Source organism: Streptomyces sp. NPDC031365 (genome assembly GCF_055569765.1).
This window is the reverse complement of record NZ_JBVIIM010000020.1, coordinates 41,100-54,184: the sequence shown is the minus strand read 5'-3', so window position 1 is coordinate 54,184 and position 13,085 is coordinate 41,100. Positions and strand designations below refer to the sequence as shown.

The following is a 13,085-nucleotide window of genomic DNA, read 5'->3' as shown; positions in this document are numbered from 1 at the left end:
CGCCCCGGGCCACGAAGGAGCGGCTGTTGCTGGAGCCAGCCTTGGTAGGGACGGCGCAGAGGAGCCGGGCCCGCGTCTGCACCACGCTGACCGGGGAGGCCACCTTGACCGCCGCTGGGGGGAAAACCCGCCGAGTGCGACCGTTCGCGTTCGCTGCATAGCCCCGGAGGGCTGGGCATCGCATGCGCGGGCTCATTTTGGTCCCTGCTGCCGGGCGGAACAGGTACCCAAGGAACTAGGTACCCATCGATTCTACCGGTGGTAGAATCGATGTCATGAGCAAGCCGACGAGCATCAAGACGAGCGAGGGTGTGCGCGACCGGCTGCGTATCCTCGCCGACGAGCGCGGCACCACCATCACCGAGCTGCTGGAAGAGCTCGCCACCCGCGAGCTCACGGAGGCCGAGCGGGAGCAGCGTGCTGTTCAGGCCGCCCATGAGCTCGGCATCCAGTACACCGACCAGGTCCAGCAGGTCGGCCAGAACGCCTGGGCGAAGATCCGTGCCCATCAGGGCGGCGCCGCATGATTCTGGCGGCCGTCCTGGACCACACCGCACTGGCGGCCCTGTATCGCGCGGACCCCTTTTTCACGGGCCTCTACATCGAGGCTTCACGCGGCACCGGCCGTGTCATCATCCCCTCCCTTTCCGTGCTCGCTGCCGAACGGCAGGTCGCGGGCGCGGGCAGGCATGCGGCATCCCTGCGGTTCGCGGAGAGTATTCCGTTCACCGCAGCTCATGCGGTGGACGCGACGGACTGGACGAACGTGGACTGGCCGGTGGCCCATGCCGCCGCGATCGCCTGGCACGCGGTGAAGGCGGGAGATCCGCTCACGGTCCTGTCGCTGGAACCCGAGCTGTACGCGGACACCGGCATCACTCCGCTCAACCCCACCTGACCACGCTGGCGCGATGGCCGAGCCTATGCGAAGGCCGGATACCTGTCAGTGGTGGAGAAGGGCGGCCACGGACTCGAGTCCGTGACCACCCATGTCTCCGCAGGGTCTGTCGCGGCTGTGTGAAGACCCGTCTGTCCAGTCACTGAGTCACTGACCGCCACTGGCGCGGCCATTGGTGTCGATGTCGGGCTCGACCACCTGCTGACTCTCTCGACCGGGGAGAAGACCGCCAACTCCCGGCACGGGCGCCGTGACCGCGCACGCCTCGCCAGGGCTCAGCAGCTGTCATACCTTGCTGCGGCATCCGGCGAGAAGGAGGGCGACCATGCCCTTGGCATCAGCCTGGCCGTAGTCGGGGCCGGTGATGCAGAGGTTTCCGATGGCGCGCAGGAGCGTGTAGGCGGCGACACCGGGGCGAAGTTCCTCGGTGGCGGCGCAGGCGTCCAGCAATGACGCGCAGGCCGGGACCAGGGTGTCGAGCATGAGGGTGTGGAGGTTCTCCAGTCCTGGGTCACCGGACCCCAGCGCCGCGCCGAGGCCGTGCTTGGTCACCAGGAAGTCCACGAACGCGTCCGTCCACAGGGCCAGAGCGGTGAACGGCGAGGTGGATTCCTCAAGAAGTCGGGGCGCGAGAGCGGTGCAGGCGTCGATCTGGTGCCGGTAGACGGCAGTGACGAGATCCGCGCGGGTCGGGAAGTTTCGGTAGACCGTGCCGACACCGACGCCGGCACGTTCGGCGATGTCGCGGACGGGTGCCTGGATGCCTCGGTCCACGAAGACTGCCGCAGCGGCCTCCAGCACGCTACTGCGGGTGCGCTGAGCCTGTGCCTGGCGCATCCCGACCGACTCTGGCACGGATGCCTCCCATTGCTCGCGGAACAATGTTCCGCTAGTTTGGCGGAACGACGCTCCGTCAAATTATGGCATCCCGGTACCCATAGAAAGTGCAGGACCCTCATGTCCTCGTCCCACTCCCTCAGCCAGCAGATCGTCTCGGTCAAGCCCATCGTTGTTCCCTCGCCCGGGCGCGGCATCGACCTTCAGGTAAAGGTCACCGCACCCCGGTCGGGCCAGAACCTGCCTGTGATCCTTTTCTCCCATGGGAACGCGTGGTCACTGGACGGGTACGAGCCCCTCGTCGACCGGTGGGCCACCGCCGGATTCGTCGTGGTGCAGCCCACCCACCTGGACTCCCGGCGCAACGCCATCGCCTGGGACGATCCGCGTTTCGCCACCATCTGGCGCGTGCGGATCACCGACCTGCACGCAATCCTCGACCACCTCGCAGACGTCCTGGCCCAGGCCGGCCTGGAGACCCGCGCCGACCGTGAGCGCACTGCCGTGGTCGGCCACTCCTGGGGCGCCCAGACCGCGGGCGCCCTCCTCGGTGCGCGCGTGCTGGACGCCGAGGGTGTTGCGGGAGAGGACTTCTCCCACTCCGCGGTTTCGGCCGGCGCGCTGATCGGGGCGACGGGAACCGGCGACACCCTCACCCCGTTCGCCGCCGAGAACCTTCCGTTCATGAAGCCGGACTTCTCCACCATGACCACCCCGGCCCTGGTCGTCGCGGGCGGCAAGGACGACTCGCAGCTCTCCACCCGCGGGCCGGAGTGGTTCACCGACGCCTACCACCTCAGCCCGGCGCCCAAGAGCCTGCTCAGCATCTCCGAGGCCGAGCACACCATGGGCGGAATCGCCGGCGAGAAGGTCGCCGAGACCACCGACGAGGACCCCGCCCGTGTCGCCCTCACAGCCGATGCGATCTCCGCCTACCTCCGCGCAGCCCTCGGCCTAGACGACGCCGAGTGGACCGCCCTCAACAGCACCGCCGAAGGCAGCGACGGTACGTGGAGCCTCGCCAGCAAGTGAGTCCAGCCTGACCGCCGGGGCACACTCGGCGGTCAGCAGCCGGCGGCCTCCAGGCCCCGCACCAACTCCGCCAGGTGCTCCTCGACGGGCATGTCCAGGCTCAGCCCGGCCAGGATGTCCTCCGAGGTGGTGCGGTACAGGGAGCAGTCATCACGCTCTCCCCGCCGGCCACGGGTATGTGGGTCAGCCAGTTGTGATGGCGAAGGGCCCGTTGTTTGCGAAGACGAGCTTGGCGAAGTTCTCGCCGATGCGGCGGTGTCCTTCAGGGCTGGGGTGGATCGCGTCCGGCAGGGGGAACTCGTCGTGGTCGCTCTTGCCGTAGAGGCCGAGTCCGTCGAGGTAGTGGAGGTTGGGGTCATCGGCGGACCGCTGCTTGACGATGTCGGCCAGGACATCGCGGACGATCTTGAGCGTCAGACGTCCGGCGGCAGTCTCGGCTGGATTACCGGTCGCTTTGAACTTCAGGGTTCCACTGGAGAGGTCCGGCATGAGAGGTCCGGGGGTGTTCTCGTGGGTCGGACACAGGACGGGGGAGATCAGGAGCAGGGGGATTGTGGGGTGGCCCTCGCGGATGGTGTCGAGGAAGCCGTGGACGGCGGGGGCGAAGGCGCGCAGACGCATGGCGTCGCCGTTGACGACGTTGATGCCGAGCTTGAGGCTGATCAGGTCTGCGCGGGTGCCGCGTATCGCGCGGGCGGTGAACGGGTCGACCAGTGCGCTGCCGCCGAATCCGAGGTTGATCAGCTCCACATCGCCTGTGGAGGCGGCCAGCGCGGGCCAGATCGCGCTGGGGAAGACGGCGTTGGATCCGTGACTGATGGAGCTGCCGTGATGCAGCCACACTCGGCGCCTGGTCATCGGGGCCGGCTCGACGGGGGCGTCGGTGTGCAGGGCGATGACCTCGGTGATCTCCGTGTGCGGGAGCCAGATCTCGATGTCCTTCTCGCCGGCGGGGAGGTCGGTGAAGCGGGCGGTGCCGGCGGGGCCCGGGGTGAATTCCGCGGTCTGGGTCCGCATGTCGGTGATGGTGCGCAGGTTCCCGCCGTCCACGGTGGCCTGGGCGGTGAGGCGGCCGTCGACCAGGAGGTCGTAAACGCCGTCCGGCGGGGGCGGGAAGCCCCGGTAGACGCGTTTGGTCGGAAGGGTGTCCAGGAGGATGGTGGTGGCGCTCGTACGGAAGGCCAGCCGGACACCGGAGGGCTGAGCCTCAGCCACGGCCAGCAGGTCGTCGGGGATCTGGCGGCGTGCCCAGGCAGGCAGCCGGTGGGGCAGCAGGCCGTGGGCAGTCTCTTCCACGTCGAGGTGTCCGTGCAGGAAGTCGGCGGTGATGGGGGTGGCGATCACGTTCTGTTCGGTGCTCATTGCCTTGAGTCTCTTCATTCTGGGGTGGGGTGTCGGGCCGGTATGGGGGAGCCGTCGCGGGTGACGCGATTGGTCAGCGCGTGGATCGGCTCCGTAAATGTGGTGTCGATGAAGTCCAGGGTTCAGGCTCAGGACTGCCGCGCGGCGATGTCGGTGTGGTCGAAGCCGCCGGCTGCCTTCAGGGAGGCGTAGCCGTGGAAGACGCTGCCCAGCATGCGGACCGCGTGCGTCTGGTCCGGCTCAGCCAGCTGGTAGTCGCGCGGGATTGCCCGAGTTATCTGTGCGTGCCGGACGCCGGCGCTGGCCGCGGCGGTCTGCGGGTCGAGCCTGTACCGCGCTCCTTCGTACCGGCTGGGGTGCGTCCAGGCGTAGTTCCGGTGAGCGTTCGCGAAGACCGTTAGGGCGTCCTTACCCGTGTGCCCGGCCACGGGGTCTGCGACCCGGTCGGTGAGTTCCTCCAGCGCGAACAGCGCGTTCCGGATTTTGAGGCCGTGGGAGTTCCTCACATGCGCGTACAGGCTGGCCGGCTTCACGTCGGAACGCCGGGGGAACGCGGACAGGGGCACCTGGTCGAAACCGGCCTTACCGGCGAGTTCCGCACCAGCGAGCGTCAGCCGTTTCGGACTCCGTCCTGCCCGGACCACAATCATCACCTACTCTCAGTGCGCCTAACATCAGTGTGTAATTACCTATACCTTATAGGAAACGATTTATGGTTCTGGCGCACTCTGCTGGCTGGGGCGGGCGCGACGGCAGGGCCGGCGAAACGAGGTCGAGCAACACCCCGGCCCACGCTGCCGGGCCGGCCCCGGATCGGCGTGCCGCTCCCGCTCCGGCGCGGTGGCCGGCGCCTACCGCACCGGCCGCTTCACCAGTGAGCCTCGGCTGACCACGCGCCTGCGCGTGCCCACCGGCCGTGGCGCCCCATCAGCTGTCCCGCCCCCGCGCCGGACACCCCGACATCCGCATCGGGTACGCGAGGTGTCGACTGCATAGGTGCTGGCGTCGAAGTCGCCGACAGAGCCGGACATGCCGATGACGAAGAGGGTGGATGTCGATGACGTTGGCGGTCTGGGCCGCGGAGTGGGAGCTGAGCAGGACGAGCAACGACTTGTCGTCTACAGCCGCGATCGCGCCGGCGAAGGCACCGGCACCGACGACGGCGCTCTCGTGGCGGCGGTCCTCATCCTTCTCGAAGGCGATCAGGTCCTGCGCCCTGTGGCCGGAGAAGTGCACGATGTGCGGGCGGAAGCGGGGCAGCGCGTCCAGAACACGTTGAAGGCCGTGGCCGGATGGGCCTCGAGTGCGATCAGATCCCGGTGCGTCGCACTCAGCACACCGCGTTAACCCTCTGCTGTTTCCGCCCGACCCGAAGATCACAGGCGGAGGCGGCGCCCAGCAGCACCCGCAGCTTCTCCGGCACTGTGACCCGCAGTTCCTTCAGCACCGTACGCGCCCCTGTCCTTCCGCTGTTGACGGACAGCTCTCGTTCCGGGCCCGCTCAGCAACGTGCGCCGCTCTGCCTGTTGTTGTTCGCGCTGATGGGTCTTCTCAGCAGCGGTCCTGTCGGTCTGCTTCGCCTTGGCGTGTCTGGCCGATAGGTCCGGCAGTACGCGTTTCTCCCGGCCGGCTACGGGAGCAGTCGTACCGAGCCCGTCAACCAGACCGTGACCGTACCGATGGCTGACCGAGGTCACCCTCCTTCCTGCAATTCGACACGGCGGAACGCACCAGCACCCCGTACGACTTCGTCCGGGTCAAGGTGGACGGCGCCACCGTCAGCGCCAGGTCCAGCGCCGAAGCCAGGCAGGGATACGTCGAGCAGTCGCTCGACCTGAGCGCCTATGTTGACAAGCAGGTCACGGTGACCTTCACGGTCACCGAGGAGACCTATCTGCCGACCGGGTTCGTCATCGACGAAGTGATGCCGCAGGACAGTTGACGCCCTGACATCGGTGCCCGGGGCACCTGGTGATGGTCCGGGCCCTTTCGCATGGCGCCGCTTGGACCACCAGTACCGGCCGCGCGAGGATCGCACGACGGCCCACCGCCGGTGCCACCGTCGTAGCGCCCGGTCGTATGCCTGGTTGTGCCGATGCGTTCCGCCGGGTGACTGTGCGGTGTCCGTCGACGGCACGTCCTCACCCTGAGTGGGTGCTAACAGGCGTGTTTGCCGATGTGTGCCTCTTCGTGCCGGGCCTGTTGTCGTCCGGCTCCGGATCCTGCGACGGTTCCGCCCATCGGCCAGGCCCTGCGTCCGGCCGCCTCAGCCGACAAGGACGGATCATGCGAAGACTCGGACTTCTGGGCGCTATTGTCATGCTCACGGCATCGGTGTCCGGGGTCGCGCCGCCTCCCACCCACGCGGCGCCCGGTGGCGAAGCCGGTGTCACGCTGGAGCAGCAGCTGGCGGCCGGGCGCGGCCACGAGAGGTTCGTCCCGGTGGGGACCACCGTGGGGCCGCGCGGAATCGCTTATCACGCCTACGAGCGGACCTACCGGGGACTCCCCGTGGTGGGCGGCGACTTCGTGGCCGTCACCGACGCCTCCGGCTTCCTCGTGGGCACCCCCCTACGAGGGAAACCCCCCATCGAGGTGGCGGTGACTCCCACCGTCACACCCCGCGGGGCGTCGGCCGCCGCACGAACCCGGATGCCCGGGGCCACCGAGGCCACGGCGCCGCGGCTGGTGGTGTTCGCGCCCGGCGACGAGGAGCGCCTGGCCTACGAGATCGTCCTCACCGGAGCCCGCGAGGGCCGGCCGAGCCGGCTGCACGTGATCGTGGACGCCCGTACAGGGTCGGTGCCGGCGGCCTGGGACGAGGTGCTGGACGGCACCGGACACGGCTACTACTACGACGACACGTCGATCGACACCCGCCGTACCGGCTCCGGCTACGAGATGTCCGACCCGGGCCGCCGCAACCTGTTCTGCGGCATCCAGGGCAACGGCGCGGTCTCGGGGCCCGACGACTCCTTCGGGAACGGCGGCGGCACCGACCTGGAGACGGCGTGCGCGGACGCCTACTACGCGGCGCAGCAGGAGTGGAACATGCTCCGCGACTGGCTCGGCCGCGACGGCTTCGACGGCTCGGGTGGCGCCTTCCCCCTGTTCGTGGGCCTGAACGCGGTGAACGCCTACTGGAACGGCCACACGGTCAACATCGGCCGCACCAAGGACAACCAGCGTCAGCTGACCGAACTCGACGTCGTGGCACACGAGTTCGGGCACTCGGTCTTCCAGTTCACTCCCGGTGGCTTCGACGGCTACACGGAGACGTACGCCTTGAACGAGGCCACTGGCGACATCTTCGGCGCCCTCACCGAGCACTACGCCAACCACCCCAGCGACCCGCCGGACTACGTGTACGCGGAGGAGGCCGACGCCCTGGGCCGCGGCCCCGAACGCATCATGTACGACCCGTCGGCGGGGCCGCGGGACGAACCGAACTGCTGGTCGACGAAGATCCCCGACACCGAGGTGCACGACGCCGCGGGGCCCGCCAACCACTGGTTCTACCTCGTGGCCGAGGGAACGAATCCGGGAGGCGGCAAGCCGTCCAGTCCCGTCTGCGCGGGCGGACCGGACAGCGTGACCGGCCTCGGCATCCGCACCGCGGGCCGGATCTGGATGACGGCGCTGATGCAGAAGACGTCGTTCTGGGAGTACGCCGACGCCAGGGTGGCGACCCTGAACGCCGTCACCCAGCTGTACCCCGGTGACTGCGCGCGCTTCGACACCGTCAAGGCGGCCTGGGACGCGGTGTCCGTGCCCGCGCAGTCGGCCGAGCCCGGACGCCCCGGCGACTGCGGCCAGCCCGCGTCCTCCTTCTCCCTGGACGTGACGCCGGCGACCGTCGAGACGCCGCCGGGAAGCACCGCGACGAGCACGGTCGTCACCCGTACGACATCGGGCGACCCCCAGAACGTCACCCTCACCGCCTCCGGTCTGCCGGACGGCGCGAGGGCGGTCTTCGACCCGCCGTCGGTCGAGACGGGCGGCTCCTCCGTCCTGACCGTGTCCACCGCCGACGACACACCCGCCGGCACCCACCGGATCACCGTGACGGGCACGGGAACCGACGGCAGCCGCAGCGCCGCCCTCGCACTGACGGTGCGACGGACGACCCCCGACACCTGCACAGGACACGAGGAGACCCGCACGGGCAGCCTCCGAGCGGGCTCCACGGCGTACCAGCCGGAAGGCGGCTACTACCGCACCTCCGTCACCGGCACCCACCGCGCCTGCCTGCAAGCACCGGACAGCGCCGACTTCGACCTATCCCTCCTGAAGTGGAACGGCCGGTCCTGGCAGATCGTGGCCGAAGCCACCGCACCCGGCACGACGCTCACCCACACAGGACCGGCCGGCTACTACCGCTACCGGATCCAGGCCCGCGCGGGCGGCGGCGACTACACCCTCGGCTACGACACCCCCTGAACCCTTTTCCCGCCGTTCCCCCTCGCCGCGACGGCCCTCCTCACAGGACGGAAGGTCCGCCGCGGCACGTCACCCCCCTCAGAAAGGGAATGTCTTTATGCCCAAGCTCTCCAGACGGCGCCTGCTCGGCGCCGCCACCGCCGCCGCTGCGGTACTGGCTCTCGCGCCGCTCCCGGCCGCGGTGGCCGGCACCGCGGAACCCTCCGCGTCGGCCGGCCGGGTCCTCGGCGAGGCCGGACCGGGTGCCATATCCGGGTCCTACATCGTCGTCTTCCGCGACGGCGCCGTGTCGGCCGCGTCCACCGGGGACCGGGCACTGCGCCTGGCCTCCGAGCACGACGGCACGGTGACCCACACCTACCGCACCGCCCTGCGCGGCTTCAGCGTGCGGATGTCCGAGTCGGACGCCCGCCGCCTGGCCGCCGACCCGGCGGTCGCCTACGTGGAGCGGGACCGCAGGGCGAGCGTCTCGGGGACCCAGTCGCCGACGCCGTCCTGGGGCCTGGACCGCGTCGACCAGCGCGCTCTTCCGCTGGACAACTCGTACACGTACCCGAACTCCGGCGACGGGGTGCGGGCCTACATCCTGGACACGGGCGTCCGGGCGAGCCACACGGACTTCGGCGGCAGGGCCGCCGGCGGCCGGGACGTCGTCGACGGCGACAACGACCCCGGCGACTGCCACGGTCACGGCACCCACGTGGCGGGCACGGTCGCGGGGACGGCCTACGGCATCGCGAAGAACGCCACCGTCGTCCCCGTACGCATCATGAACTGCGCCGGCTCCGGGGCCTGGAGCGACGTGATCGCTGGCATCGACTGGGTCGCCGCCGACCACGACCCGGGCGAACCGGCCGTGGCGAACATGAGCATCGGCGGCGAGAAGACCCAGTCGGTCAACGACGCCATCACAGCGGCGATCGCCGACGGCGTGACCTTCGTGGTGGCGGCGGGCAACGAGGACACGGACGCCTGCCGCAAGTCACCGGCCAGTACCCCCGAGGCGATCACGGTGGGCGCCACCGACAAGGCGGACAAGCGCGCCTCCTTCTCCAACTACGGTGCGTGTCTGGACCTGTTCGCACCGGGTGTCGGGATCACGTCGGCCTGGTGGACCGGTGACACGGCCACCAACACGATCAGCGGCACGTCCATGGCCTCGCCCCACGCGGCCGGGGTGGCAGCGCTGGTGACCGCCGCCAATTCCACGTTCACGCCCCAGCAGGTGCGTGACGCGATGGTCGCCGACGCCACGAACGGAGTCGTCACGGATCCCGGGCCCGGCTCCCCGAACAAGCTGCTGCACGTGGGCAACGAGGCACCGGCCGAGGACGACTTCTCCGTGTTGCTCTCGCCGGAGGCCGGAGCCACCGACCCGGGTGGTTCGGTGAAGGCCACACTGAGCACCTCCCTGGTGAAGGGAGACCCGGGAAGCATCGCCCTCAAGGCGGCCGGCCTGCCGACCGGAGCCACCGCGACGTTCACCCCAAAGACCGTGACCGCGGGTGAGTCCTCCGCCCTCACCCTCGCCACCACCGCCGACACGGCCCCCGGCACCTACCCGGTCACCGTCTCCGCCACCGGCGCGGGCGGCGACGTCACCCGCACCGCGGCCTTCACCCTGACGGTGAAGGGTTCGGCTCCGGAGGGTTGTGAGGATGCCGAGACGGTCAAGTCGGGTTCACTGACGTCCGGTTCGAGTGCGTACCAGCCGGACGGTGGCTACTTCCGTACGACGGTGACGGGCCGGTTCGAGGCATGTCTGGACGGTCCCGACAGCGCGGACTACGACCTGTACCTGCAGAAGTGGAGTGGTGCGGGCTGGTCGACGGTGGCGCGCGGGACGTCGCCGGCGGCCGACGAGGAGCTGACGTACACGGGCGGTGCGGGCTACTACCGCTACCGCGTCCACGCCTACAGCGGCAACGGTGCCTACACCCTCGGCTACGACACCCCCTGAGGCACACAGTCGACCGATCGGCGGGGAAGCACCCGCCCGAGGCGCCCGGCCGGCTTCCCTGTGCGGTCCGGGCGCCTCGCGCGTGCTCGTTGTGCGGCCGGGGATCGTGCGGCACACTCGCGTCCGTCCCCACCCGCCTCACGGGCAGGAGAGAACGGTGAACGACACGGTCGCCCCATCGGACCGTCCGACGCCCCCCGGCTTGGGACCCACACTGCGGCAGTTGCGCCTCCTGGCGGGCTATTCCCAGGTGAGACTCGCCGCCGAACTGGGCTACCACCACAGTGTGGTCAGCCGCTGGGAGACAGGTGACCGTAACCCGCCGCTCGATCAACTGAAGCGACTCGACGACCTTCTCCGCACCGGTGGCCGTCTCATCCGTTTGCGCACGGAAGCCGAGGCGGACCGTGACTTCGACCTGTGGCCGCACGACCTGGCCTCCCGCGCCCCTTATGGTCAGGGACACGCAGACCTGGTCGTGCGGGACGTCACGGCCTGGCCCTCCCGCCTGCCCCACCACGGCGTACCGTGTCCACTGCACGGATCCGCAGGCTGTGCCGTACCTCCGCCCGGGAGGGCGAACGGCATCTGGCGCGCCTTCGCGGCCGACCCGCTGCGGATCGTCAGCGAGGAGGTCGTCCACGTGCTGGCGGCGCACCTGTCCGTGGGGGTGCACGGTACTGAGGCGAAGGACTCCTCGTTGGAGGGTGAGGCGGTGGAGGCCGCGCTCGGCCTGATCGTCCGCCTGCGTCGCGAGCCGGACTGCCCTCTCGGCCCGGCCCTGACCCGGCTCGCCGCGGGATACGCCTCCCTGGCAGGCCAGTTGAGAATGCTGCGTGGTCAACTGGGCGCGGCGATGTCCTTCTACGACAGAGGACTGAGATGGGCCGCACTCTGCGCCGACACCGCACTCACGCTGACCGTCCTGTGCGACATGAACGCACTCGCGCGACTCGAGAACGACGGGGCGGGCGCCGTGGGCCATGCCCGGACGATGTTGTCGGCCGTCCGTGGACAAGGCTGGGCCGAGTCCCTCGCCCACCTGCACCTGGCCCGCGGGTTCGCCCTGCTCGGCGAGGCCGGGGAGCCCATGCGCAGTGTCGCCAGGTGCCGGGAGGCGCTCGCGGAGTCGGCCCGGGACGGCGCGGACGGACCCAACTGGATCCAGGGCACCCAGGGCGCCATGCTCGTCGAGGCGGGCATCGGCGGCGCGCTGCGGGACGCCGCGGTGGCCACGAGCGACCGGGGACTGGCCCGGGACGCCCTCGACGTCATGCAACGCGCGATGTCGCTCGTGCCCGATCCGCCCCGGCCCGCGGCCGTGCTCCTCGGGCTACGGCTGGCCGACTGCCACGCCTGCGCCGGCCGGCCGGACAGTGCGGTCTCCGCTGCCTCCCCGCTGCTGGCGGAGGCCCTGGCAGCGACGAGGGTGACCGTGGGGCACGAGTTACGCGGGCTGCTCGGGAGGCTTGCCCCGCGCTGGCCCCACCTGGGACTGACGCACGCCATGGCGGCGGTCCGGTGACTGCCGCACCGTCCCGTGCCTGCGAACCTGACACCTTGGCGACCCTGACGCACCACACCCGTGGTTCCCGGAGACCGTGTGCCGGCTCCGGGAACCACGGGCGGCAGGGAGGAGCACTACGCGATGAACAGTGCCTGTAAGACCAATTCTGCCGCGTTTACAGGTGCGTTGAGCGCTGCTTCGATGAAGTCGATAAACCCGGTCACGAGCGGCTCGGGATTCATCCACGATTCCCCGATGCTCGGCGCACCCAGGTTCCTCGAAACCGGCACCGCCCGAAAACTCAAAGCCCTGACTCGCACTTCCGCTTTCGCCCCTCGGCGGGGGCGGCAGCCCGAATTCGTCGAAGCAGGAGCCCTTCGCATATTGGAGTGCCCTGAGCGTCCCTGAACTTCCTTGGGTCAGCCGGTCGTGCTCTGCTCTGCCTGTGCCACCGAGGGCAGCCAGCGCACGGCGTTGTCGTGGAAGGATGATTGGATAGGCACGAGGTCCTCGCCGCTGGCGTCGTCGAGGGCCGTGACGTTGATGCCGATCTCCGGGATGTCGCTGTCGATCGCCGCGACGCGGCTGCCGCAGGTCGGACAGAAGCCGCGCTTCGCCTCACCGGGGAAGGTCTCGTACCAGGTTGGGTCGCCACCCTCACCGGTCCAGTTGATCGTCTTGAAGCCCACCCACCACATCACAGGGGTACCGCCGAGTTTCTGGCAGTGTTCACACTCACAGGTGTGGGGGAACACTGCCGGCCCGCGGGCGGTGAAGCGGATGCGGCCGCAGAGGCAGCCGCCGGTGCGCTCCCCAGCTGTTTCGGCTCCCTGGGCGTCGGCGGCGAGGGTGGCGTTCATAAGGTGATCTCCCGGGCATTATAGGAAAGTTGGGCCCACCAGTGTGCCATCCTGTCCATGATCGTCAGGACGGTTTGGCGGCTCTGGCGTGGCCCCGGCCGCGTGCGCCGATTGCCGAGGCGTCACGGGCCGGGCGACGAAACCGCGGCTCAGGGGCGTCGAAGGCGCGGACGGTCCACCCAGCGTCAC

Annotated in this window: 12 protein-coding genes and 1 pseudogene; 9 read left to right on the top strand and 4 right to left on the bottom strand. The window is 69.7% G+C overall.

Features of this window, described 5'->3' with window-relative positions; genetic code table 11:
- Positions 1 to 275: 275 nt before the first annotated feature.
- The 3 genes and pseudogenes from ACZ5C2_RS26145 to ACZ5C2_RS26135 form a co-directional block, all read left to right on the top strand.
- A complete protein-coding gene (locus ACZ5C2_RS26145; RefSeq protein ID WP_468795623.1) occupies positions 276 to 527 on the top strand; it encodes a hypothetical protein in 252 nt (83 codons plus the stop codon).
- Positions 524 to 898, top strand: a complete 375-nt coding sequence (locus tag ACZ5C2_RS26140; RefSeq protein WP_468795620.1) for a PIN domain-containing protein — start codon at positions 524 to 526, stop codon at positions 896 to 898. Before ACZ5C2_RS26145 ends, ACZ5C2_RS26140 begins: the two co-directional genes overlap by 4 nt.
- Positions 899 to 1,048: 150 nt before the next feature.
- Positions 1,049 to 1,180 (top strand): annotated as a pseudogene (locus ACZ5C2_RS26135) (RNA-guided endonuclease TnpB family protein); the annotation flags it as partial.
- A 3-nt stretch (positions 1,181 to 1,183) separates the two neighbouring features.
- Here ACZ5C2_RS26135 and ACZ5C2_RS26130 read toward each other — a convergent pair.
- Positions 1,184 to 1,753: a TetR/AcrR family transcriptional regulator gene (locus ACZ5C2_RS26130; protein ID WP_468795617.1), complete on the bottom strand. Its 570-nt coding sequence runs from the start codon at positions 1,751 to 1,753 to the stop codon at positions 1,184 to 1,186.
- Positions 1,754 to 1,855: 102 nt separating this feature from the next.
- Between ACZ5C2_RS26130 and ACZ5C2_RS26125 the strand changes: the two genes are divergently transcribed.
- Complete coding sequence (locus tag ACZ5C2_RS26125; protein ID WP_468795614.1) at positions 1,856 to 2,767, top strand: alpha/beta hydrolase family protein; 912 nt, start codon at positions 1,856 to 1,858, stop codon at positions 2,765 to 2,767.
- 183 nt (positions 2,768 to 2,950) lie between these two features.
- Here ACZ5C2_RS26125 and ACZ5C2_RS26120 read toward each other — a convergent pair whose 3' ends face one another.
- Positions 2,951 to 4,129 (bottom strand): GDSL-type esterase/lipase family protein, encoded by a 1,179-nt coding sequence (locus tag ACZ5C2_RS26120; RefSeq protein WP_468795611.1) that lies wholly within the window; start codon positions 4,127 to 4,129, stop codon positions 2,951 to 2,953.
- A 128-nt stretch (positions 4,130 to 4,257) separates the two neighbouring features.
- Positions 4,258 to 4,773, bottom strand: a complete 516-nt coding sequence (locus ACZ5C2_RS26115) for a TetR/AcrR family transcriptional regulator (protein ID WP_468795854.1) — start codon at positions 4,771 to 4,773, stop codon at positions 4,258 to 4,260.
- A 352-nt stretch (positions 4,774 to 5,125) separates the two neighbouring features.
- Here ACZ5C2_RS26115 and ACZ5C2_RS26110 point away from each other — a divergent pair, with 352 nt between their 5' ends.
- From ACZ5C2_RS26110 to ACZ5C2_RS26090, 5 genes are all read left to right on the top strand, one after another.
- Positions 5,126 to 5,476 (top strand): hypothetical protein, encoded by a 351-nt coding sequence (locus tag ACZ5C2_RS26110; RefSeq protein WP_468795608.1) that lies wholly within the window; start codon positions 5,126 to 5,128, stop codon positions 5,474 to 5,476.
- 415 nt (positions 5,477 to 5,891) lie between these two features.
- Positions 5,892 to 6,071, top strand: coding sequence for a hypothetical protein (locus ACZ5C2_RS26105; protein WP_468795605.1), 180 nt, complete (start codon positions 5,892 to 5,894; stop codon positions 6,069 to 6,071).
- A 344-nt stretch (positions 6,072 to 6,415) separates the two neighbouring features.
- A complete protein-coding gene (locus ACZ5C2_RS26100) occupies positions 6,416 to 8,569 on the top strand; it encodes a M4 family metallopeptidase (protein WP_468795602.1) in 2,154 nt (717 codons plus the stop codon).
- A 97-nt stretch (positions 8,570 to 8,666) separates the two neighbouring features.
- Positions 8,667 to 10,529 (top strand): S8 family serine peptidase, encoded by a 1,863-nt coding sequence (locus ACZ5C2_RS26095; RefSeq protein WP_468795599.1) that lies wholly within the window; start codon positions 8,667 to 8,669, stop codon positions 10,527 to 10,529.
- Between the two features lie 202 nt (positions 10,530 to 10,731).
- Entirely contained in the window at positions 10,732 to 12,054 is a 1,323-nt protein-coding gene (locus ACZ5C2_RS26090) for a helix-turn-helix domain-containing protein (RefSeq protein ID WP_468795596.1), read from the top strand.
- A 401-nt stretch (positions 12,055 to 12,455) separates the two neighbouring features.
- On the opposite strand, the gene ACZ5C2_RS26085 is transcribed toward ACZ5C2_RS26090, so the two are convergent.
- The gene (locus tag ACZ5C2_RS26085; protein WP_468795593.1) at positions 12,456 to 12,896 is read right to left on the bottom strand and encodes a GFA family protein; all 441 of its coding nucleotides are present in this window, start codon (positions 12,894 to 12,896) and stop codon (positions 12,456 to 12,458) included.
- Positions 12,897 to 13,085: the final 189 nt, after the last annotated feature.